General features: G+C 76.3%; 21 protein-coding genes. 4 read left to right on the top strand and 17 right to left on the bottom strand.

Annotated elements, in window-relative coordinates; all coding sequences use genetic code 11:
- Positions 1 to 2 precede the first annotated feature (2 nt).
- The 5 genes from O7598_RS14090 to O7598_RS14110 form a co-directional block, all read right to left on the bottom strand.
- Positions 3 to 512, bottom strand: coding sequence for a GNAT family N-acetyltransferase (locus O7598_RS14090; protein WP_269691795.1), 510 nt, complete (start codon positions 510 to 512; stop codon positions 3 to 5).
- Positions 509 to 1,039 (bottom strand): DUF2087 domain-containing protein, encoded by a 531-nt coding sequence (locus O7598_RS14095; protein WP_269691796.1) that lies wholly within the window; start codon positions 1,037 to 1,039, stop codon positions 509 to 511. Before O7598_RS14095 ends, O7598_RS14090 begins: the two co-directional genes overlap by 4 nt.
- 139 nt (positions 1,040 to 1,178) lie before the next feature.
- Complete coding sequence (locus tag O7598_RS14100) at positions 1,179 to 1,745, bottom strand: isochorismatase family protein (protein ID WP_269691797.1); 567 nt, start codon at positions 1,743 to 1,745, stop codon at positions 1,179 to 1,181.
- A 68-nt stretch (positions 1,746 to 1,813) separates the two neighbouring features.
- A complete protein-coding gene (locus O7598_RS14105) occupies positions 1,814 to 2,209 on the bottom strand; it encodes a cupin domain-containing protein (protein WP_091057025.1) in 396 nt (131 codons plus the stop codon).
- 27 nt (positions 2,210 to 2,236) lie between these two features.
- Positions 2,237 to 2,725, bottom strand: a complete 489-nt coding sequence (locus O7598_RS14110) for a GNAT family N-acetyltransferase (protein WP_269691798.1) — start codon at positions 2,723 to 2,725, stop codon at positions 2,237 to 2,239.
- Between the two features lie 86 nt (positions 2,726 to 2,811).
- Here O7598_RS14110 and O7598_RS14115 point away from each other — a divergent pair, with 86 nt between their 5' ends.
- Together O7598_RS14115 and O7598_RS14120 are read left to right on the top strand one after the other, a co-directional pair.
- A complete protein-coding gene (locus O7598_RS14115) occupies positions 2,812 to 4,353 on the top strand; it encodes a glycosyltransferase family 39 protein (RefSeq protein WP_269691799.1) in 1,542 nt (513 codons plus the stop codon).
- A 24-nt stretch (positions 4,354 to 4,377) separates the two neighbouring features.
- Positions 4,378 to 5,196, top strand: a complete 819-nt coding sequence (locus O7598_RS14120) for a TIGR04222 domain-containing membrane protein (RefSeq protein WP_269691800.1) — start codon at positions 4,378 to 4,380, stop codon at positions 5,194 to 5,196.
- A 104-nt stretch (positions 5,197 to 5,300) separates the two neighbouring features.
- Here O7598_RS14120 and O7598_RS14125 read toward each other — a convergent pair whose 3' ends face one another.
- Positions 5,301 to 6,101: a hypothetical protein gene (locus O7598_RS14125; protein ID WP_269691801.1), complete on the bottom strand. Its 801-nt coding sequence runs from the start codon at positions 6,099 to 6,101 to the stop codon at positions 5,301 to 5,303.
- Between the two features lie 396 nt (positions 6,102 to 6,497).
- Between O7598_RS14125 and O7598_RS14130 the strand changes: the two genes are divergently transcribed.
- Together O7598_RS14130 and O7598_RS14135 are read left to right on the top strand one after the other, a co-directional pair.
- The gene (locus O7598_RS14130; RefSeq protein ID WP_269691802.1) at positions 6,498 to 9,245 is read left to right on the top strand and encodes a LuxR C-terminal-related transcriptional regulator; all 2,748 of its coding nucleotides are present in this window, start codon (positions 6,498 to 6,500) and stop codon (positions 9,243 to 9,245) included.
- Between the two features lie 182 nt (positions 9,246 to 9,427).
- Positions 9,428 to 9,979 carry a hypothetical protein gene (locus tag O7598_RS14135; RefSeq protein WP_269691803.1) on the top strand — a complete coding sequence of 184 codons (552 nt, stop codon included), beginning with the start codon at positions 9,428 to 9,430 and terminating at the stop codon, positions 9,977 to 9,979.
- A 29-nt stretch (positions 9,980 to 10,008) separates the two neighbouring features.
- Here O7598_RS14135 and O7598_RS14140 read toward each other — a convergent pair whose 3' ends face one another.
- Genes O7598_RS14140 through O7598_RS14190 form a run of 11 tightly spaced genes read right to left on the bottom strand, consistent with a single transcriptional unit; the run spans position 10,009 to position 22,066 of the window.
- Positions 10,009 to 10,569 carry an NADPH-dependent FMN reductase gene (locus tag O7598_RS14140; RefSeq protein ID WP_269691804.1) on the bottom strand — a complete coding sequence of 187 codons (561 nt, stop codon included), beginning with the start codon at positions 10,567 to 10,569 and terminating at the stop codon, positions 10,009 to 10,011.
- Complete coding sequence (locus tag O7598_RS14145; RefSeq protein WP_269691805.1) at positions 10,569 to 11,696, bottom strand: LLM class flavin-dependent oxidoreductase; 1,128 nt, start codon at positions 11,694 to 11,696, stop codon at positions 10,569 to 10,571. The genes O7598_RS14140 and O7598_RS14145 overlap by 1 nt, the downstream gene beginning before the upstream one ends.
- A gap of 4 nt (positions 11,697 to 11,700) precedes the next feature.
- Positions 11,701 to 14,481, bottom strand: a complete 2,781-nt coding sequence (locus tag O7598_RS14150) for a cytochrome P450 (protein WP_269691806.1) — start codon at positions 14,479 to 14,481, stop codon at positions 11,701 to 11,703.
- A gap of 25 nt (positions 14,482 to 14,506) precedes the next feature.
- The gene (locus tag O7598_RS14155) at positions 14,507 to 15,244 is read right to left on the bottom strand and encodes a class II aldolase/adducin family protein (protein WP_269691807.1); all 738 of its coding nucleotides are present in this window, start codon (positions 15,242 to 15,244) and stop codon (positions 14,507 to 14,509) included.
- A complete protein-coding gene (locus O7598_RS14160; protein WP_269691808.1) occupies positions 15,237 to 15,932 on the bottom strand; it encodes a 2-hydroxychromene-2-carboxylate isomerase in 696 nt (231 codons plus the stop codon). Before O7598_RS14160 ends, O7598_RS14155 begins: the two co-directional genes overlap by 8 nt.
- Positions 15,932 to 16,852 (bottom strand): acyl-CoA thioesterase, encoded by a 921-nt coding sequence (locus O7598_RS14165; protein ID WP_269691809.1) that lies wholly within the window; start codon positions 16,850 to 16,852, stop codon positions 15,932 to 15,934. The genes O7598_RS14160 and O7598_RS14165 overlap by 1 nt, the downstream gene beginning before the upstream one ends.
- Positions 16,849 to 17,658, bottom strand: a complete 810-nt coding sequence (locus O7598_RS14170) for an alpha/beta fold hydrolase (RefSeq protein ID WP_269691810.1) — start codon at positions 17,656 to 17,658, stop codon at positions 16,849 to 16,851. The genes O7598_RS14165 and O7598_RS14170 overlap by 4 nt, the downstream gene beginning before the upstream one ends.
- Entirely contained in the window at positions 17,655 to 18,725 is a 1,071-nt protein-coding gene (locus tag O7598_RS14175; protein ID WP_269691811.1) for a beta-ketoacyl synthase N-terminal-like domain-containing protein, read from the bottom strand. Before O7598_RS14175 ends, O7598_RS14170 begins: the two co-directional genes overlap by 4 nt.
- Positions 18,722 to 19,834 (bottom strand): beta-ketoacyl synthase N-terminal-like domain-containing protein, encoded by a 1,113-nt coding sequence (locus tag O7598_RS14180; RefSeq protein WP_269691812.1) that lies wholly within the window; start codon positions 19,832 to 19,834, stop codon positions 18,722 to 18,724. Before O7598_RS14180 ends, O7598_RS14175 begins: the two co-directional genes overlap by 4 nt.
- A complete protein-coding gene (locus tag O7598_RS14185) occupies positions 19,812 to 20,864 on the bottom strand; it encodes a beta-ketoacyl synthase N-terminal-like domain-containing protein (protein WP_269691813.1) in 1,053 nt (350 codons plus the stop codon). The genes O7598_RS14180 and O7598_RS14185 overlap by 23 nt, the downstream gene beginning before the upstream one ends.
- Positions 20,861 to 22,066 (bottom strand): beta-ketoacyl-[acyl-carrier-protein] synthase family protein, encoded by a 1,206-nt coding sequence (locus O7598_RS14190; protein WP_269691814.1) that lies wholly within the window; start codon positions 22,064 to 22,066, stop codon positions 20,861 to 20,863. Before O7598_RS14190 ends, O7598_RS14185 begins: the two co-directional genes overlap by 4 nt.

Below are 22,066 nucleotides of genomic sequence, written 5' to 3' on the forward strand. Positions count from 1 at the left end.
TTTTAGCGCGACACCGACGTCTCGTCAACTCGCGCCGGCAGCGTCTTCTCGAACCAGTGCTGCGCGTACGGGCCGGCGTTGAACGCCGGGATCTCCCGGTAGCCGTGCCGGGCGTAGAGGGCGCGTGCCTCGACCAGGTCGGCGCGGGTGTCCAGCCGGATCCGGTCCGCCCCGGCGCCGTCCGCGTACGTCTCGACGGCGGCGAGCAGGGCGGCGCCACCACCGGATCCCCGGTGCGCCGGACGCACGTAGACCCGCGTCAGTTCCGCCCAACCCGGCTGCCACCGCAACCCGGCGCAGCCGGCCGGCCGCCCGTCATGGTGGGCCAGCACCAGCAGCCCGGTCGGCGGGGCCAGGTCGTCGCTGGGCATCTCGGCCAGCGCGGCAGCCACCTCGCCGGGGCGCTCCGGCCGGCCGTACCAGCGGCGGACCATGTCCGCCATGTACTCGCGCAGCAGCACGCCCGCGTCGGGGTGGTCGGGCCGGGCGAGGCCGGTCGTCCAGCCGGTCACGGGCCGGTCCGCCAGTAGACCCCGTGCTCGCGGGTGAGCAGCAGGTCGTCGACGAGATAGCGGCGCAGCGTGACGTGATCGGCCTCGCCGCCCTCGCACCACGGGCGCAGGGCGTCGTCCACCGCCCGCTCCGGGTAGCGCAGCCCCGGCTCGAAGGTGCGCTCGGTGATGTGCTCCAGCAGCACCCGACGTCGGCCGCGCTGGGCCGGCAGCCGGGTCAGCGCCCCGTCGCGCAGGAAGGTGCGCAGGATCGTCTGGCGCGGGTCGGCCGTCGGCGCCGCCGGTGCCGCCGCGGCGGCCCGGGCGAACTCGCGCAGCCGGTCGGCGTCGACCCGCAGCCCGGCGTTGTCGTCGTCGGTCAGCACGCCCGCGTCGGTCAGCCGACGCACAGCGGTGGCGGCGTCCCGGGCGGGCAGGCCGGTGCGGGCCACCACGGCGGGCACGTCCCGGGCGCCGAGCACGATCGCGGCGAACACGACACGGCGACGCTCGTCGGCGAGCGCCCCCGCGAGAGCTTGTGCGGTCATGGCCGGCAGCCTGCCAGCGGCACGGCCGGACAGCGAGGCGTTTTCCCGGCCGCGTCGCCGGCAGGCGGCGGACCGGGCGCGGTTGCCGGCGACGACGGGGCGTGGTGCCCGGCCGCGCCGCGTCGACGGGGCCCGGCGGTCAGGCCGCGACGGTGGCGGCGAAGTCGACGTCGGCGGTGTCGACCGTGCCGGCGGTGCGCCCCGGGGCGCTCTGGAACCGCCAGTAGAGGTTGGTGTGCGCGATGACCTGCGCCGGCGGGGGCGCGCCGTAGCCGGACAGGTCCTCGGTGGTGTGCGCGTCGGCGACCAGGACGGCGTCGTAGCCGCGGGTGAACCCGCCGTGCAAGGTCGAGCGGACGCAGGCGTCGGTCTGCGCGCCGGTCACGATCAGCCGGCCCACCCGGGCGTCGGCGAGCACCCGCTCCAGGTCGGTGTCCTCGAACGAGTCGCCGTAGGCCTTGTGCACCAGCGCCTCGTCGTCGCGGCGCGTCAGCTCCGGCACGATCTGCCAGGGCTCGCTGCCGGCGGGCAGGTCGTCGGCGTGGTGCTGCACCCAGACGACCGGAACGCCGGCGGTGCGGGCCCGCTCGACCAGGGCGGCGATGTTGGCGACCACCCGGTCGCGGTCGTGGGCGTCACCCACCACGCCGTTCTGCACGTCGATGACGAGCAGGGCGGTGCGCGGGCGGTCGGCGAGCGTGGTCATGGCGGGACTCCTTCGGCGGCTGTCGTCGCGACGAACCTAACCGTGGCCTCCGACACTTCCGGGCCGGCTCAGAGGCGGTGCCCGGTGGTGGCGTCCACGTGCCCGGGCACCGCGTCGTGCCGGTCCCCGACGCTGGACGTGCCGGACGGCTCGAACATCAGGATCGACGCGCCGTCCGGCGCGTACGGCCGGTGCTGGACCCCGCGCGGCACCACGAACACCGCGCCGCGCGGCAGCGTGACCTCGCGCTGCCCGCCGTCGGCGCCGTCGCGCAGCGCGATGCGCAGCTCGCCGTCGAGCACCAGGAAGAACTCGTCGGTGTGGTCGTGGCTGTGCCAGACGTGCTCGCCGGCCACCTTCGCGATCCGCACGTCGTAGTCGTTGACCGTGGTGACGATCCGGGGACTCCACAGCTGGTCGAAACGCGCCAGGGCGGCGGCCAGCTCGATCGGTTCAGCGCTCATCCGGTCATCCTCGCGCACCGTGGACGGTCACAGGAACCGGTGCATCACGTGCAGGCCCACCCGACCCGCACGGGGGTGGGCGAACGCCTGCGGCACGGTGCCGACCACCGCGAAGCCCAGCTGCAGGTAGAGCGCCACCGCCGCGGTGTTGGTCTCCACCACGGCGTTGAACTGCATCGCGGCGAACCCGCGCCGGCGCGCCCAGTCCAGCGCGTCGGTGCACAGCGCCCGACCGACGCCCCGACCGCGGGCGGTCGCGGCGACCATGAAGCTCGCCGTCGCCACGTGCGAGCCCGGCCCGGGCCGGTTGGCGCCCATCTTCGCGGTGCCGAGCACCGCGCCGTCGTGGTCCACCGCCACCGAGGTACGCCCCGGCGGCCGTTCCAGCCACACCTCGCGCGCCACCTCGGCCGGCCAGGCCGGGTCGTAGACGAACGTGTCGGCGGCGGTGACGACGTCCTCGACGATCGGCCAGACGTTCGGCCAGTCGCCCTCGGTGCAGTCACGGATGTGCATCGCCGGCACGGTAGCGCCGGCCCGGGGTGCCCCGCCACCGCATTCCGGGGCAGCGCGACCCGCGTCGGTCGGGCCATGATGGGTGGGTGGCCGAATCCGTCACCGACGTCGATCGCCGCGACGCCGTCACACCCGTCGGCCGGCCGCCCGCCGGGCCGCGCACGGCGCTGCCGTGGCTGGTCGGCGCGGCCGTCACCGCCGCGCTGCTGCTGCTCGCCGGCCGCTACGGCTACCATCGCGACGAGCTCTACTTCCTGCTGTGCGGGCGGCACCTCGACTGGGGCTTCGTCGACCAGGGGCCGCTCGTGCCCGCCCTGGCCCGCGCCGCCGACACGATCGCGCCCGGCAACCTGGTGCTGCTGCGGACCCCGTCGGCGTTGATCGGCGGCGCTGCGGTGGTGCTGGTCGCCGCGATCGCCCGGCAGCTCGGCGCCGGCCGCGCCGCCCAGTCGACCGCGGCTGTGCTCGCCGCCGCCTCCGGCATCGTCCTGGCCGGCGGCCACCTGCTCAGCACCACCACCGTCGACCTGCTGGTGTGGCTGGTGGCGGCGCTCTGCGTGACACGGATGCTGCGCACCGGCGACACCCGGTGGGCGCTCGGCGCCGGGCTGGCCCTCGGCGTGGGACTGCTCAACAAACCGCTGCCCGCCCTGCTCGGCGTCGGCCTGGTCGCCGGCGTGCTGATCGCCGGGCCGCGTCCGCTGCTGCGCGACCGGTGGGTCCTCGCCGGCGCGGCGGTCGCCGTGCTGTTCGCCGCGCCCTACGTGGCGTGGCAGGCCGCGCACGGCTTCCCGCAGCTCTCCGTCGCCTCCGCCATCGCCGAGGGCGACAGCTCCTACAGCGGCCGGCTCGACGCGGTCGTGCTGCAGCTGGAGATCATCAGCCCGCTCGCGGTGCCGGTGTGGGTGGCCGGGCTGGTCGCCCTGCTGCGCCGCCCGGCCTGGGCGGCGTTCCGGGCGCTCGCCTGGGCGTGGCTGGTGGTGCTCGCGATCGTGGTGCTGGCCGGCGGCAAGGGCTACTACACCGCGCCGTTGCTGCTGGTGCTCACCGCCGCCGGCGCGGTGCCGACGGTCGGGTGGGCCCGGCGCGGCGCGGCCCGGGCCCGGCGGGCGCTGCTCGCCGTCGCCGCCGTGCTGATGGTGGCCGGCGGCGCGGCGCTGATGCTGCCCGTCCTGCCGGCGGACCGGCTGCCCGGCTTCGTGGTCGACGTGAACTACGACGCCGGGGAGACCATCGGCTGGCCGGCGTTCGCCGACTCCGTCGCCGCCGTGCACCGCGGCCTGCCCGCGCCGGAGCGTGACCGGGCGGTCGTGCTCACCGGCAACTACGGCGAGGCCGGGGCGCTGGCCCGCTACGGTCCGGCGCGCGGCCTGCCCCGCGCCTACTCCGGGCACAACAGCATGGCCGCGTTCGGCCGGCCGCCGGCCGACGCCGACGTGGTGATCGCCGTCGGCTGGTCCCGCCCCGACCAGCTGCGCCGTTGGTTCACCGAGGTCACCGAGGTGGGCCGGGTCGACCAGCGGGTCGACGTCGACAACGACGAGAACGGCGAACCGATCTTCCTCGGGCGGGGCCTGCGTCGTCCGTGGGCCGACATCTGGGACGGCGAGGTCCGGCACGCCTCCTGAGCGGCGGCGGCCATACTTGTCGCCATGCTCTGGGGTGTCAGCGGGCCGCTCTTCCTCCTCGACTACCTGGGCGCGGTGGCCGTGGCCGTCGCGGTCGCCCTGGCGGCGCGGGAGCTGACCGGGCACCGGGCCCGCGGCGCGACGCCCGACCGGGTCGAACTGGCGTACCTCACCGACCGGTCGCTGCTGGCCTGCCAGGTCGGCGTGGCCGCGCTGCGCCGCGCCGGCGGGGTGACCGTCGGTGAACTCGCCACCCTGCAGGCCGAGGGCCTGCCGCCGCCCCGCGCACCCGGGCTGGTCCGCGCCCTGCACACCGCGCTGCGCCGCCCGCAGACCTGGGCTGCGGTCCTCGCCGACCCGGACGTCGGCCGGGCGCTGCGCCGCAGCGTCGCCCGGCTGGCCCGCGACGGTTGGCTGCTCACCCCCGGGCAACGGCGGCGGGTGGCCCTGGGCACCCTGCCCCTGTTCGCGGTCGCCGCCGTCGGCGTGACCCGGCTCGTCGAGAGCGCGGTCGAGGGTCGCACGGCCGGCGGCCCGGCGTCCGTCGCCGGTCTGCTGCTGTGCTGCCTGGCCACCGCGCTGGGCGGCTGGTGGCTGACCGAGGTGCCCGAGACCGGCGCCGCCGCCCGCCGGCTGCTGCGCCGGCTGCGCCGCGAGCACGCCGAGCTCGATCCGGAGCGCCGCCCGGTCTGGCAGGGGCGCGACACCGACGCCCTGCTGACCGCCATGGCGCTGTTCGGCCCCCGGCCGCTGCTCGCCGTCGACCCGGCCTTCGCCGTGCAGGTCGGCGTCGACCCGGAGCGCGACCGCCCGCGCCCCGAGCGCCGGCCGGCCCGCCGCTGAGGGCCCGCCGGGCCCCTGAGCAGCGCCGGCCCGCCCGCAGCCGAGGGCCCGCCGGGCCCCTGATCAGCGCCGGCCCGCCCGCAGCCGAGGGCCCGCCGGGTCCCTCAGCCGCGCTGGCCGACCGCCCCCGGAGGTACGACGCCCTGGTGCCAGCGTTGGGAGCGGCGCGGGCCGCCGGACCGCCGGGACATCGACCGGATCAACCCGGCGTGCACCCGCTGTTCGTCGCGTTCGGTCAGTCCGAGCTGGTTGTGCAGCAGGTGCACCATGCCGAACGCCGCGGCGCCGTCGTAGCCGGGTGCGCGCCGGTGCGTCTCCAGCAGCCGCGACCAGCAGGTCAGCGGGTGCTGGTCGGTCGCCAGCGCGGCGGCGATCCGGCGCCACCGCGCCGGCGACACCACCGCGACGTCCCGGGTGCCGGCCACGACGGGCGCGTCGGCGACCCGCAACGCGGGACAGGTGTGCACGGCCGCCACCATCGTCAGGTCGACGGCGGCGCCGAGGCGGGCCGGTCGGTTCGGCGTCATCCCGATCAGCTCCACCGCCACGTCGACCAGCCGGAGGTCGGGTGTCGGCGGCCCGGCGAGCTGCGGCAGGCGCGTCGGCCCGTGCGCGCCGACCGCCGCGCAGAGGCCTGCCAGCCGGGCCGCCAGCAGCCCCGGCGCGCCACCGAGCAGGTGGATGTCGACCACCCGCGGCGACTGGCGGGTGAAGGACCAGCCGGACAGCTCACCGACCGCCTGCAACTCGCGCAGGAGCGGGCCGACCCCCCGCGTCACGAACGCGTCGGCCACCGCCGCGCGCGGGGGCAGCAGGCATCGGAACACGTGCCAGCGGTCGGGCGGTCCCCCCTCGGCCCGGATCTCCGGTGGACTGTCCAGACAGGATGGGCCATGCATCGTCATGAACGGTTCCCCCAACGTAGGCGTCGCACCCGCCGCAGTCGACGGTAGGCCAAGCCCACCGATGCGACAGTAGGGAAAACCCGACACTGGGGTGAACTGAGCGCGAGCGCGGCGGCGCGCTGAGTCGCGGGTCGGGAACCGAACATGGTCGGTCGACCACGCACGATTCCTCTTCCCAGACGGTCAGATTCAGCCACTCTCGCGATCGTCACAGTTGTTTCACGCTCGTACAGTGGCACCGGGCGCTCGCCCGACGCCGGCGACGATCCGTCGGCTCGGGAGCGCCGCGCGGTCCACAAGGGGCGGAACTGGGGGGCGGCCGATGCTTGACCGGACCATGTCACCTGGCCCCGCCCGACCTGATCGCGTCGAGGCGGACCCGCCGGCGGTGCGCCGGTGACCGGCGTCGAGCCGGCCTCGTCCGGCGGACCCCTCGAACCGCTGGTCGGCCGCAACTGCGCCCTCGACCTCTTCGACCGGGCGCTGTGCGCGGCACGGGCCGGGCAGCCGTCGATGCTGGAGTTCGCCGCCGACCCGGGCTGCGGCAAGACCCGTCTGCTGCGGGAGCTGGCAGTTCGGGCCGGGCAGGCGGCCGTGCCGGTGCTCGCCGCCGCCGGCCGCGACGGTGACCGCATGCGACGACTGCTCACCTCGCTGGTCGCTCCGGCGGCGCACCGGGCCGAACCGGTCAGCGGCGCCTCGGTGCTGCTCCTGGACGACCTGCACCTGGCGCCGCCGGCGGTGGCGGCACTGTTGGCCCGCGTCGCGCAGGCGCCGCCGGCCGGGCTGCTGCTGGTCGTCGCGTACCGGCCGCGACAGATGCCCGGCTGGGCGACGGCCGCGCTGGGCGGCGTCGTCCAGCTGAACCGTCGCACGTTCACCCTGTCGCCGCTGGACCCGGCCGGCGTGGCCGCGCTGCTCGGGCTGCCGGACGGCCGCGCCGGGCAGCGGGTGCACCGCCTCTCCGGCGGCGTGCCCCGCTACGTGCTCGCCTACCGGCCCGAGGCGTTGGACGGTGCGGTGGCCGCGCTGCGTGGCCTGCCCGCGGAGCTGCCGTTCGAGGTCACCGCCGCGGTCCAGCTCGACGTGGACGCGCTCGAGGTCGACCAGCGGCAGATGCTGGAGGCGGTCTCGGTGTGCGCGGAGGGGTTCGAGCCGACGCTCGCGGGCGCGCTCGCCCATCGGGATCCCGCCGCCACCAGCGACCTGCTGGACGGGCTGGTCGCCGCCGACCTGCTGCGCACCGACCCGGCGCTGGCGCCCACCCTGCGGTTCCGCCATGAGGTCGACCGGGCGGTGGTCTACCGTTCGCTGTCCCCCGGGCGGCGGCGCCGCCTGCACGCCGTCGCCGCCGACATCCTGCGCGACCTCGGCCACCCGGTGACGCGCTACGCCGAGCACCTGTCGGCCGGTGGGCAGTGCACCGACCCGGCCGCGGCCGACGCGCTGATCGAGGCGGCGGAGAGCCCGCGGACGCCACGGCCGGACGCCATCCGCTGGCTGACCGGTGTGCGCCGGCTGCTGCCGGACGCCGGGTCGACCGACCCGCGCCGGGTCCGTCTGGACTTCGCCACCGCGGACGCCCTGGTCGGCGCGGGCCGGTTGCGTCAGGCCCGCACCCTGTTGCAGGACCTCAGCCGTCGGGCGTTGCCGGGCGAGGACCAGCGGGTGCGGGCGCTTGTCGCACGGGCCCGCGTCGAGCGCCTGCTGGGGCGCCCGTTCGACGCGTACGCCCTGCTGCTGCCGCACCTGGACGCGCCGGCCGGGGCGCGGGCCCGGTTCGACCTGACCGCGGAGGCCGCCGTGGCGGGCGCGCTGTGCGGCGCGGCCGGCGTCGCACAGCACGCGTGCGAACTGGGCCGGCTCGCCGACAAGCTCGACGAACCCGGGTGCGGCACCACCGCCGCAGTGGTCCGCTGCTTCGTCGCGGCGCACGTCGACTGCGGCTTCCCGGCCGAGGAGGCGCTGGGCCGCGCGTCGTCCGAGGTGGACGCGCTCGCCGACGACGAACTCGCCCGACACCCCGACCTGTTGGCGCTGCTGGCCTGGGCCGAGCACCTGCTCGAACGGGACCGGTCGGCGTTGCACCACCTCGACCGGGCGTTGGAGATCTGCTGCCGCGCCGGCCTGGTCGCGTTGACCCCGTGGCTGCTGATCGGTCGTTGCGCGGTGACCTGCCGGCTGGGCAGCCTCGACCGGGCGCTGAGCGAGGGCGAGGACGCCGAGGAGGTGGCCGTGGCGATGGGGGTGGAACCGCTGGTCGGGCTGGCCCGGGCGCATCGCGCCATCGCGGTGGCCTGGCGGCGTGGCCCGGCCGCGGCCCGCCAGCTGGCCGAGACCGCCGTGCTGGACGCCGCCACCCGCCGGCCCAACTGGTACGACGGGGTGAGCCAGCGGGTGGCCGTGCGACTGCGGTTCCTGGCCGGCGACCGGGTCGGCGCGGCGCCGGCGTTGCTGCGCGCCTGCGGCGGCGTCGAACTCGGCCAGGTGGAGGCGGCCGGCCGGGCCTGCTGGGCCTCGTCGCTGGCCGAGATGACCCACCGCGCCGGCCGGCGCGACGAGGCGCTGCACTGGCTGGCGGTGGCCGGGCGACACGCCCAGCGGCTGCGGCTGCGCGGGCAGAGCGCCATGGTGCGCGTCAGCCGGGCCCGGCTGACCCTCGACACCGATCCGCGTGGCGCGGCGGAACTCGCCGGGGCCGCCGCGGACAGCTTCGCCGACATCGGCTGGCGGTTGGACGAGGCGTCGGCCCGGCTGGTGCGGGCGCGGGCGTTGTGCGACGTGCGGGAGTGGACGGCGGCGGAGGTCGAGTTGGCCGAGGCACGCCGGATCGCCGATCTGGTCGGCTCGCCGCCGCTGCGGCGGGCGGTCGCCGGCGTGCAGAGCCGGGCGGCCGGCGCGGCGGGGCGTCGCCCCGACAGCGCGGCACGGGGCGAGCTGACGCTGACCCGGCGGGAGTGGGACATCGCCCGGCTGGTCGCGGCGGGAGCGAGCAACGCCGAGGCCGCGGAGCAGGTGTACGTGACAGTGAAGACGGTGGAGGCCCACCTGACCCGGATCTTCCGCAAGACCGGGGTGTCCTCCCGGGCGGCGCTGGCGGCGCTCCTGGCCACCGGTGCTGTCAACTATCGGGGTCCCGCCTAGCACCCCTGTTCATACCGGTGGCCCGAAGAGAGATGAAGGATAGGCGACCGCAGGATGGTGTCGGACATCTAGGCTCCTGTCATACTGAGATCCGATATCTTGTCTCCCACCGTCGAGCACCCCCGTTCAAGCAGATCGGACGGCCTCGCTGCCCCACCGGACATGCGCAGGAAGGCATCGCCGTGAGCCAATACATCATCACCATCGTCCCGGTGGAGGACGACGGCGAGGAGATCACCGGTCCGGTGGCCCAGACCGTCGTGCGTCTGGACACCGGTGACGGTCACCCGGTCGTCCGCGAGCTCACCGTCCGCGCTCCGCAGAGCGCCGGCCTCACCGGCGAGCTGCCGTACGTCGACTTCGACGCCCTGCTGCGTGCCTTCGTCCCGCCGCAGGACCGCGAGCGCGGCCGGAGCACCGTCTCCGGCGGTCGCCCGGAGCCGGGCGTCGGTCCGGTCCCCACGGCCACCGCCGTCACCCCCGCCGCCGCGCCGCCGGCGCCGCCGGCGCCACCGCGTCCCGCCCGCCGGCCGGCGGAGCCGGAGCGCCTCAGCCGACTCAAGAGCGGGCGGGCCTACCGGCGGGCGCCCGACGCGGCCGACCTCGAGGCGATCTACGAGCAGGTCGGCACCATCAGCCGGGTCGCCGAGCACTTCGACGTGCCGGTGCACACCGCGCAGGGCTGGATCAGCCGGCTGCGACGCAAGCACGGCACCGAGGTGAGCGCGGGCTGACCAGCCCGCGCGCCGGAGGGCGTACCGGCTCAACCCGGTCCGACCGTGCCGGCCAACGCCTCGGTGACCGCCGGCGCCGCGCCGTCCAGCCACCGCCCGATGCCCACCTCGGCGGTGTCGAGTTCGCGTTCGAGCACGCACAGCCCGGGCACCGGGACGCAGGCGCCCACCTCGGCCAGCAGCGCACCCAGGTGGGTGTCGACGACGCGGCGGTGCCCGGACCGGGCCGCGGTCATCAGCGGCACCGCCACCACGCCGGCCAGCGCGCCGCGGGGAAGCACGTCCACGAAGAGCTTCAGCAGGCCGCTGTACGCCGCCTTGAAGGTGGGGCTGGCCACCAGCAGCAGCCCGGGACGACGGACGGACTCCAGCGCCTCGTCCAGCGCCTCCGGGCGGCTGCCCTGACCGACCAGCTCGGCGGTCAGCTCGGACAGGTCGATCACACCGGGTAGCCCGACCGGGGTCCTGCCGTCGGCCAGCCGCTCGTGCAGCGCCGCCGCGGTGCTCAGCGCCACGGTCCGGGTCCGGGAGTGCGGCTTCGGGTTGCCGATCACCACGGTCAGCGGCAGGTGCCGCGCCGGCGCCGCCATCACCGCGCCGCCAGCTCGGGCGCCCGGCCGGCGTCGGCGGCGAGCAGGCCGTCGTGCCGGAGCAACGGCAGCACCCCCTCACCGACCCAGTACGCCTCCTCCAGGTGCGGCTGTCCGGAGAGGATCAGGTGGTCGACGCCGGCGGCGTGGTACTCGGCGATCCGTTCGGCGACCTCCTCGTGGCTGCCCACCAGCGCCGCGCCGGCGCCCGGCCGGACCAGCGAGTAGCCGGCCCAGACGTTCGGGTGGACCTCCATCCGGGCGTTGCCGCCGGCGTGCAGCGCCGCGGCCCGCCGCTGCCCCTCCGACTCGGTACGCGAGAACCGCTTGCGCGCCGCGTCGATGCGCGCCTGGTCCACGCCCGCGAGCAGCCGCTCCGCCTCGGCCCAGGCCTCCCGTGCGGTGTCCCGGCTGATCACGTGCAGCCGACTGCCGGTGCGCAGCGTCCGCCCCTCCTCCGCCGCCCGGTCGCGGGCCCGGTTCAGCAGCTCGCCGAGGAGGGCGGGAGTCTCGCCCCAGGCGAGGTAGACGTCCGCGTGTCGGGCCGCCGCCTGCCGGGCCGCGGGTGACGAGCCGCCGAGGAACACCGTCGGCGGGGCCTCCGGTGGTCGGGCCAGCAGCGCGCCACGCACCCGGTAGTGCGCGCCGGTGTGGTCCACCGGCCGACCGGACCAGAGCTGGTTGAGGATGGCCAGGAACTCCTCGGCCCGGGCGTAGCGGTCGTCGTGGTCCAGCCAGTCGCCGTAGCGGTGCTGTTCGTCCGGGTCGCTGCCGGCGACGATGTTGAGCAGCACCCGCCCACCGGTGACCCGGTGCAGGGTCGCGGCCATCTGGGCGACCAGGGTGGGCGAGACGAGCCCCGGCCGCAGCGCGATCATGAACTTGAGCCGTTCGGTCTGCGCGGCCAGCGCGGACGCCACGATCCACGGGTCCTCGCAGAACAGCCCGGCCGGGGTGAGCACGCTGGCGAAGCCGAGCCGGTCGGCGGCCTGGGCCACCTGGGCGAGATAGCCGACGTCCGGTGCGCGGCGGGTGATCCGCGCCGGCCGGGCGCCGCCCCGCGCCGGCTCGGCCAGATCCCGGCCGTCGCCGTGCGAGGGCAGGAACCAGTGCAGTTCCAGTGGCATCGGGTCACTCCCCCCTCGGCGCGGTGTCGAAGCGCGCGGGCATCGCGGTGATCGCGTTCATGAAGTTGGTCCGCATCCGGCGGACCGGTCCGGTCAGCCGCAGGCCGGCCAGGTGCGGTCGGACCGCGGTGAGGAAGGCCGCCATCTCCAGCCGGGCCAGGTGCGCGCCGAGGCAGAAGTGCGGTCCGATGCCGAACGCCAGGTGCGGGTTCGGGTCGCGGCCGAGGTCCAGCCGGTCCGGGTCGGTGAACGCCTCCGGGTCCCGGTTGGCCGAGCTGTAGTAGACGACGACCTTGTCGCCGGCGGCGATCCGGGCGCCGTCGAGCACGGTGTCGCGGGTGGCGGTCCGCCGGAACTGCATGATCGGGGTGACCCAGCGCAGCAGCTCCTCCACCGCCGTCCCGGTCAGGTCCGGCTCGGCGATCAGGCGGTCGCGCTGCTCCGGGTGCTCCACCAGGGCCTGTACGCCGCCGGAGATCAGGTGTCGGGTGGTCTCGTTACCGGCGATGACCAGCAGCAGCCACAGCTGGCACAACTGCGCGTCGGTCAGCCCTCGGCCGTCGGACTCGGCGTGCACCAGCAGGCTCATCAGGTCGTCGCCCGGTCCGGCCCGCCGCTGCTCGGCGAGCTGCCGGACGTAGGCGAAGGCGGCGGCGAAGGTGTCCCGGTAGCGCGCCACGCTGCCGCCGCCGTGCTCCGGGTCGTCGAAGCCGACCAGGTTGTTGCTCCACTCGAACAGCAGCTTGCGGTCGGTGGCCGGCATGCCCAGCAGGTCGGTGAGGACCAGCAGCGGCAGTTCGGCGGCCAGGTCCGCCACCACGTCGATGTCCCCGGCGGCCACCGCCCGGGACACCACCTCCTCGGCGTGCCGGGTGACCAGCTCACGCAGGCGCCCGACGGCGCGCGGGGTGAACGCGCCGGCCACCAGGCGGCGTACCCAGGTGTGCTCCGGCGCGTCCATGTTGATCAGAAGTTGCCGGTTGCGGTCCAGGTCGGCCGGGGTACGCGGGTCGGCGAGGAACGCGCCGCCGGCGGCCGAGGAGAACAGCGCCGGGTCCCGCGAGACCGCCGACACGGCGGCGTACCGGGTGACCGCCCAGAAGCCGCGTCCCCGCGACGTGGTCTCGCCGTCCCGGTCGGTGCGGGTCAGCGCGACCTCGTCGACCCGGGCGACGGGTGCCTCCCGGCGTCGTCGGGCGAACTCGGCGTGCGGCACGCCGGTCAGGTACGTACCCGGGTCGGCGAGCAGGCCCGGCGGGGCCGGCGCGTGCCGGTGGCGCTCGCGCAGCGCGGCGCGCGGCACCTTGCCGGTGGGCTCCCGGGGGATCCGGTCGACCAGCTCGTAGGAACGCGGCACCTTGAAGCCGGCCAGGCCGGCCCGGCAGTGCGCGTCCAGGACCGCCTCGACGCCCTCGGCCGGCCACGCCGCATCGAGCTGCACCAGCGCCTTGACCTGCTCGCCGAACTCGGCGTCCGGCACCCCGACGACCACCCCGTCGGCAACCGCCGGGTGAGTCAGCAGCACCGCCTCCACCTCGGCCGGGTACACGTTGACCCCACCGGAGACGATCAGTTCCGCCGAGCGGCCGGTCAGGTAGAGGTAGCCGTCGTCGTCGAGGCGGCCGAGGTCGCCGAGGGTGAAGGTGTGCGGGGCGACGTGCGCCTTCTCGGTCTGCTCCGGGGCGTTGTGGTAGTGGAAACCGCGGCCCGGGGGACGCCGGACCGCGACCCGGCCCTCCTGCCCGGCCGGGACCGGGTGGCCCGCGTCGTCGACCACCAGGACCTCGGTCGGCGGCGCCGGCCGGCCCACCGTGCCGGGCCGGGCCAGCCAGGTGTGCGAGTCGGCGAGGGTGACGATGCCGGCCTCGGTCGCGGCGTAGTACTCGACGAACACCGGACCCCACCAGTCGATCATCGCGCGCTTGGTCTCCGGCGGACACGGACCGCCGCCGTGCCAGATACGGGCGAGGCCGGCGCCGGAGAACGCGGCGCGGGTGGCGTCGTCGACGCGCAGCAGGCGGATGAACTGCGTCGGCACCAGATGACTGATGGTGATCTTCTCGTCGTCGATCACCCGCAGCACCTCGACCGGGTCGAACCGTCGGCGCATCACCAGGGCGCAGCCGCGCAGCAGCGGGAACTGGGCGAAGAACAGCTGCGCCGAGTGGTACCAGGGGCCCACCAGCAGGGCCCGCCCGCTGGTCGGGATGCCCAGCCCGCCACCGAGCGCGGCCGTGGTGGCGGCCACCCGCTCGATCGGCGCGCCGACGGTGAGCAACGGGTTGACCACGCCCTTGGGGCGGCCGCTGGTGCCCGAGGTGTAGAGCAGCACGCCCCCGGACACCGCCTGTCCGGCGTCGCCGACGGGCAGCTCGGCGAGCGGGGTGAACCCGTCGCCGCCGTCCACGGTGACCAGCACGGCGGGCGTGTCCGGCACCCGGTCCACGGCGGCGCGTACGGTCGGGGCGTAGGCGGCCTCGGTGAGCACCGCGCGGGCGCCGGAGTCGGCCAGGATGTGCGCGATCTCCGGCGCGGTCAGGTGCCAGTTGACCGGCACCGCCACCAGGCCGGCGTGCACGCAGGCGAGCAGCGCCTCGAAGGTCTCGTGCCGGTTGCCGAGCACGAACGCCACCCGGTCGCCGACGGTCAGGCCGGCGCCGCGCAGCACCCCGATCCACCTGTCGACCGCCCGGTCCAGCTCCGCCCACGTCCGGGTGCCGTCCTCGTCGACCAGCGCGGTGTCGTCGCCGGCGTCGCGCACCATGTTCTCCAGCAGCTCGGCCACTCCGAACCTCCTGTCTGTGCGTGGTTCAGGCCGTCAGGTCCGGGCTGACCGCCAGGACGTGCTCGGCCACCGGCCGGAAGTTGAGCCGGGCGATCCCGGGGGCGCCGATGTCCGCGCGCGCCGCCCGGGCCGCCTCGTCGGGGATCAGGACCAGTTCGCCCGCGGCCTGGGCGAGCAGCTGCACCTGGCAGCAGCGGTCCATGGCGAGGAACCACCAGGCCGCCTCGGCGACCGAGCCGCCGACCGTGAGCAGGCCGTGGTTGCGCAACACGACCGCCTTGCCGGCGCCCAGCGTCGCCGCGATCCGGTCGCCCTCCGCGCCGTCGAGCACCACCCCGCCGTACTCGTCGTGGACCTCGTGGTCCTCGAAGAACGCGCAGGCGTCCTGGGTGATCGGCGCGAGCGGCCGGCCCAGCGCGGCGAACGCCCGGCCGTGGATCGAATGGGTGTGCGCGGCGGCCACCACGTCCGGCCGTGCCTTGTGGATCGCGGAGTGGATGGCGTACCCGGCGGGGTTGACCCGGCCCGTGCCCTCGACCACCTCGCCGGCGTGGTCGACCCGCAGCAGGTCGTCGTCGCGGACGTGGCCGAAGTGCCGGCCGAACGGGTTGATCCAGAACGTGTCCGGGTCGATCGGGTCCCGGGCGGTCACGTGCCCGCCGGCGCCCTCGTCGAAGCCGGCCAGCGCGAAGGCGCGCACGGTCAGCACCAGCTGCCGACGCCGGTGGGCCCGCTCCTGCTCGGGGGTGCGTCGCTCAGCCACAGCCGCCTCCGGTGTCGGTGTCGTAACCGCCGGCGCCGGCCGGCACCGGCTCCGCCGGGCGCGCCGGGGCGCCGGGCCGGTCGGCGTAGGCGGCGAGGAAGTCGTCGACCCGGTCCACGCCCCAGAACCGGTGCGGGCCGAGCCGCAGGTAGGGGATGCCGAAGATGTCGTCGTCGTAGGCGCGCATCAGGCAGTCCACCCCGGCGGCCCGGACCGCGTCGTCGTCGACGGCGCCGAGCACCACCTGCGGGTCGACGCCGGCCCGCTCGGCGACCCCGGCGAGGACCTCCGGCGTGCAGACGTCCTCGCCGCGCTGCCAGCGCGCCGCGATCACCTCCCGGTAGAACGCCTCCCCCGCGCCCCGCTCCCGGGCCGCGAGGAAGCCCAGGTGCGGCCGCTCCCACCACGGGTCGACGTCGATCGGCCAGCGCATCGGCAGGTCCAGTCGCCGGGCCTGGCGCTTGGCGTCCTGCAACAGGTAGAGGTGCTTCGGCTTGCTCATCTGCACGTAGTGGAACGCGCCGCCGGCCGCGGTCAGCGCCGCCTCGGTCCGCGGATCCGGGTCCCAGTAGGGGATGAACTCCAGCACCTCCTGCGGGCGGTGCAGCGCCCGGGTCAGCCGCTCCACCGCCAGCCAGCTGTACGGGCTGCGGAAGGAGAAGTACAACCGGGGCGGCCGGGGCGCCATCACCGGCTCCCCGCGGTCAACGCGGCCACGGTCTCCGGGTCGAGGGTGGCCAGGCTGCCCGCGTCCGGCCCTCGGCTGGCCGCGTAGCCGTGCAGGATGGTGGCGGTCGCCACCTGCACCAACCGGCCGTCGCGCACCACGTGACAGGTCATCCGGGCGTCGTAGGTGACGTCCTTGAGCACGTCGGTGACCGTGAAGGTGATCCACATCGGTTCCTCGACGCGCGCGTCGCCGCGCACCTCGACGCGGGCCCGGGACACCACCGGGATCCAGCCCCGCTCGCGCAGCATCCGCCCGACCGAGACGCCCCGGTCGGCGAGGTAGCGGTCCACCACCTCCTCCAGCAGCCGGACGTAGCCGGCGTGCTGCATGCGCTGCGAGTACTGGCAGTAGAAGTAGGGCACCCGCCAGGCCCAGACGAAGCCGGCGCCGGCGGCGCGCAGGGTGGCGGCCGGGTCGGCGCCGGCGGCCGGGCCGGGCTCGCCGGCGCCCGGCTCCTCCAGCAGGCCTGCCAGCTCCGCCGGCAGCGGCGCCGACGCCGGCGCGTCCGGCTCGCGGACCAGCGCGACCCGGACCCGGGCCCGGCAGGCGGTGACCGTCTCGGCCCCGGCCGTGCCGCCCGCGCGCGCGATCCGCACCGCGAACCGGCCGCCCGCACCCGGGGTGGCCGTCACGTCGACCTCGTCGTCGACCTCCAGCACGGCCGGGAGCAGCAGTGAGCACTCCCGCACCGACAGCCCCACGCCGTGCTCCAGGTAGAGCCGGCCCGGGCCGTGGCCACGCTCCCGGAACCACTGCAGGACACCCTGCTCCACCAGGTACGCGAAGTGCTTGAACCCGATCCAGGTGCGGATGTTGGCGCCCTCGAACCCGGGCCGGGCGGACAGGGTCACGGGCTCGTGCTGGACCGCCGTGGTCACGGCGTACCTCCTCGGATCGCGGGATCGGGGCACACCTGCGCGACGAAGACCGCGATGTGCCGGGCCACCTCGGCGGCGCGGTCGAGGTGGCAGAAGTGGTGGAACTCCGGCTCGACGACGACCTCGGCGCCGGGCAGCCGGGCGCGCAGGGCGCTCGCGCGGGGGCCGTCCAGGCTGGGGTCCCGGCCGCCGGTGAGCACCTTGGTCGGCACCGTCACCGCGTGCAGGGGCAGGCCGGCGGTGGCGGTGAAGTGGTCGAACAGCGCGGTGAACCCGACCGGGCCGATCCGGTCCACCATGATGTCGCGCATCGACGCCAGCGTGGCGGCGTCCAGCGTGGCCAGACGCGCGCCGAGCCGGTTGCGCAGTCCCTCGTCGATGATCCGGACGAAGTTGGCCTGGGCCCGCTCGTGCACCGCCCAGGTGATCGGCAGGTCCGGCGGGCAGTAGAAGGGCGCGATCAGCATCGCGCCGCGCGGGCGCACCGCCGTCTCGGTGGCCAGCATCTCCAGCACCGCGTTGGCGCCGAGCGAGTGGCCGACCACGATGTCGGGCGGCGCGGGCATGGCCTCGACGGTCCCGGCGAGCCAGGCGCCCGGGGTGCCCCGCCGCCGCCAGTGGTGGTCGGTGCCGGCCTTCCACGGCAGCTCGGCCGCGAGCAGCCGCCAGGTGCCCGGCAGCCGTGCCGCCAGGTGCCGCCAGCTCTGCCAGGTGTCGGACATGCCGTGCACCAGCAGCACGGTCGGCGCGCCGGAGTCCGGGCCCGCGACGGGGTGCACGGGCGCGGCGGGTGCGGTCCGGGTCATCGCGGCACCGCCCGCACGGTCGTCTCGCGTACGCCGTCGACCGGGTCGCCGCAGCGCACGGCGACGGCCGGGGTGCCGGCGGTCAGCCGCACGGCGAGCGCGGTGTGCACGACCCCGGCGGCGCCGTAGTGGTCGGCGTCCAGCCGGGCCTCGTCGACCAGGGGGTCGGTGTCGGACGCGCCGTCGCGGACCGGTCCGAGCAGCGCCAGTGGCCGCTCCGGCGTACCGGTGGGGTCGAGCGACGCCGGTGGTCGCCCCGCCGCGTCGGCCGGGTCGCGTGGCGGCAGCGGCCGCTCCGGGGTGTCGGGCGGGCCGAGCAGCAGGCAGGCGGCGCCGGCGCGCAGCGGCCGACCGGGCGTGGCGCCGCGGCGGGCGGCGTGCAGGGCCCGGGCCTGCGGGTCGTCCGGTTCGACGCCGACCACCACCACCCGGTCGGCGCGGCCGACGCGCAGCAGCAGGCCGGCGAGCCAGATCGCGTCCAGCCCGGCGGTGGCGCCGGAGCAGACGGTGAGGTTGGGGCCGCCGAAGCGGAACCAGATCGCGATCGCCCCGGCGATGACGTTGCTGGAGGCGTTCGGGGCCTCCAGCGGGCCGACCTCCCGCGGCCCGCCGTCGCGCAGCCGCCCGGCGATGTCGCCCACCGTGGCGACGTTGCCCAGGTTGGAACTGACCACCACGGCGGTACGCGGGTCGGCCGGTCCGGTCCGCCGGGGCGCCTTCGGCGGCAGGCCCAACGCCCGGTGTACGGCGCACAGCGCGAGCCGGGTGGCCGGCTCCTTGGCCAGCAGGCCCTTGCGGCCGAGTAGTTCGGCGGCCCGCTCCGGCGGCCAGCCCGGCCCGTCGGCGGCGTCGTCCGGCGCACCGACACCGCCGGGTCTCGCACCGGGGCCGGCGGGGACCGTGGGCCCGCCGGCCGGGGCGAGATCCGCGTCCGGTGCGGGCCGGCCGGCGTCGGCGAGCAGGGTCGGCACGTCGAGTCCCGGCACGTTCAGCGCGGCGCTCAGCACCGCGGCCACCGGCCGGAAGCCGGTCGTCGCCGGGGACGGCACGGCGTGGACTGTCGTCATGTCGTCTCCAGGAGGGTGACCGCGTTGAGGCCGCCGAAGCCGAACGCGTCGACCTGGGCGACACGCGGGGCCGCCGCCACCGCCCGGTCGCGTACCAGGCGCAGCCCGGCCGCCTCGGGCGTGGGCCGGCTCAGCCCGACCACCGGCGGGACCCGCCCGGTGCGCAGCGCCTCGATCGCGACGGCGACGCTGAGCAGCGCCGACCCGCCCGAGGTGTGCCCCACCGCGCCCTTGAGCGCGGTCACCAGCGGTCCGGGCTCGCAGCCGGCGAAGACCTCGGCGAGCACGCCGGCCTCGGTCTCGTCGTTGAGCGCGGTGCCGGTGCCGTGCGCCAGCACCAGGTCGACCTGCTCGGGCCGGCGGTCGGCCCGGCGGTACGCGTCGTGCACGGCCCGCAGGATGCCGTGGCGGTCGGGGGCCGTCTCGTGCCCGGCGTCGCAGGACAGCCCGGTGCCCAGCAGGCGGGCCAGCCCCGCGCCCGGCCGGTCCGCCTCGACGACCAGCACCACCGCGCCGTCGCCCAGCAGCACACCGGTGCGGTCGGCGTCGAACGGCCGCACCCGCTCGGTCGGCCGGGCGGCCACCCGACCGATCATCGCCAGCATCGACGCGCTGCTGCCGTCGGCGCCGCCGACCAGCACCGCGTCCGCCTCGCCGGTCTCCACCAGATCCTGGGCCAGCGCGAGGGCGTGCCCGCCGGCGCTGCACGCGTTGGCGAGCGTCACCACACGACCCACGCCGGGCGCCGCGCCGGCGACGGCCGGGCCGAAGTGCAGCCGCTCGGCGGGAAAGTCGACGGCGCCGCCCAGCGCGGCCCGTTCCACCTCGGCCGACTCGCGCAGCCCGGTGCCGACCAGGCTGACCACCCGGCGGCGCAGCGGATCCACGCCGGCCGCGGCCAGCGCCTCGGTGACGCAGTCGGCGAGCCAGCGACCGGGCCCGAACGGCCGGTCGTCGGCGATCGGGTAGCCGTGCTCCACCCCGACGCGTCGCGGGTCAACCCGCCGCAGCGGCGCGACGCCGCACTCGCCGCGCAGCAGCGCGTCCCAGGTGGCCGGTCCGTCGCCGAAGCAGGTACGCGCCGCGCTAGCGGTGATCGTCGCCGCCACCGGCCCACCCCCTCACCACGGCCGCCGCCACCCCGCCGTCGCGCGAACGCGCGGTGACCAGCGCCGGGCGTCCGGCCTGTTCGGGCTCCTCGGCGTAGCGGGCCAGCAGCGCGCCGAAGGCCAGGGCGCCGGCCGCGGCCTGGCAGTCACCGAGCGCCGGACGCACCGGCAGCCGTTCCACAGTGGCGGGCACGGCACTCCGCAGGCCGTCGGCGTCGTCGCCGGCGAGCGCCCAGACGTCGGCCGTCCGGACGTCGGCGGCCGCCAGCGCCCGGCCGGCGCAGCCGGCGAGCCCGGCGTCGGCGTCGTCGGGCGCGAAACCGGTGGCCACCGAGAGCACCTCGGCGCGGGCGCCGCCCGCCTCGGCGCCGCGACGGCGCAGCAGGTAGACCGCCGACGCCTCGCCGGCCGGCCCGGCGTCGGTCAGCCGCGCCGCCCAGGCCGTGTTCGGGGTGTACTCCTCCACGCCGCCGACCAGCAGCGCGTCGGCGTAGCCGCGCCGGATGGCGTTGAGCGCGTAGCGCAGCGCGTACAGGAAGGCCAGCGGGCCGCCGGCCACTGTGGCGTTGACGCCGCGCAGGCCGTAGCGGATGGCCGCCTGGCCGGCGGCGCAGTTCATCACCGTGTTGGGGAACAGCACCGGGTTGACCAGGTAGGGCTTGTCCTGCACCAGCGTCTCGCGGGAGAAGTCCATGGTCGACCTCAGGCTGCCGGTGGTGGTGCCCAGCACCACCCCGATACGGTGCCGGTTGTCGTCGTCGGGGGTCAGCTCCCCGTCGGTGAGCGCGCGTCCGCAGGCCACCATCGCCAGCGCGGTGGCCCGGTCCAGGAAGCTGGTGCCCTTGCGGCCGAGCAGGCCGCGTACGTCGAAGCCGGCGATCGCCGGCGCCTCGGCCTCCGGCAGCGGCTCGGCGAACCGGTCGTGCACGTCGGTGCGGACGGCCGTGCCGGCGCGGATCGCGGCGAGCACCTCGGCGACGGAGTCCCCGGCGGCGGACACCACCCCGCAGCCGGTCACCACGCCGCTCACCGGATCGCCCCGAAGATCGTGATGGCGTTGTTGCCGCCGAAGGCGAACCCGTTGTTCTGCGCCACCCGGACCGTCGCCGGCCGGGCGACGTTCGGCACCGGGTCGATCCACGGCAGCTCCGGGTCCGGATTCTCCCAGTTGATCGTCGGGGGCAGGAACCCGTGCCGGATGGCGAGGGTGGTGGCGATCGCGCCGAAGCCGCTGGCCGCGCCCATGGTGTGCCCGAGCATCGACTTGATCGAGCTGACCGGCGGCACCCGGTCGCCGAAGACCGCCCGGATCGCCCGCGCCTCGCACAGGTCGTTCGCCGGCGTCCCGGTGCCGTGGGTGCTCACGTAGTCGACGTCCACCGGCTTGATCCCGGCGTTGTCCAGGGCCAGGCGCATGCAGGCGGCGATGCTGTCCTCGTTCGGCGCCACCATGTGGTGGGCGTCGCAGTTCAGGCCGTGGCCGAGCACCTCGGCGTAGATCCGGGCGCCCCGGGCCCGGGCGTGCTCCAGCGTCTCCAGCACCAGCGCCGCGCCGCCCTCGCCGGTGAGGATGCCGGAGCGGTCCCGGTCGAACGGGCGGCACTGCCGTTCGGTCAGCGCGCCCAACCGGAAGAAGCCGGCGTGCGCCCACCGGCACACCGAGTCCGCCCCGCCGGCCACCATCACGTCCGCCTCGCCGGTGTGCAGCAGGTCGTAGGCGTAGCCGATGGCGTAGTTGCTTGCCGAACACGCGGTGGTGAGCGTGACCGACTCACCGCCCAGGCCCAGCTCGGCGCTGACCGCGTAGGCCAGCCGCTCGGCGGGCGCCTGGCGCAGCGAGCGCGCCGACATGCTCGGGTAGCCGCCGGCGACGAGGTCCGCGACGAGCTGCTCCACCACCGTCGACTCGCCGCTGGTGGTGCCGATGACCGCGCCCGCGCGCCCCGGGTCGGCCAGCGGCAGCGGCAGGTCCGCGTCGGTCGCGGCCAGCCGGGCGGCGGCCGCGGCCAGCAGCGCCGAGCGGCCCCACTGGTCGACCCGCAGCCGGCGCAGCACCTCCGCCGGCCGGAACGCGGGCACCTCGCCGGCGTACCGGTGCGGGAAGCCGGACGCGTCGAAGCTGGTGATCGGCGCGGCGGCGGAGCGGCCCCGGCGCAGCCCGTCGGTGAACTCGTCGACGCCGATGCCGATGCCCGACACCGGGCCGAGCCCGGTGACGACTACCCGGTGCAC

The organism is Micromonospora sp. WMMC241 (assembly GCF_027460165.1).
Taxonomy (GTDB): Bacteria; Actinomycetota; Actinomycetes; order Mycobacteriales; family Micromonosporaceae; genus Micromonospora; species Micromonospora humi.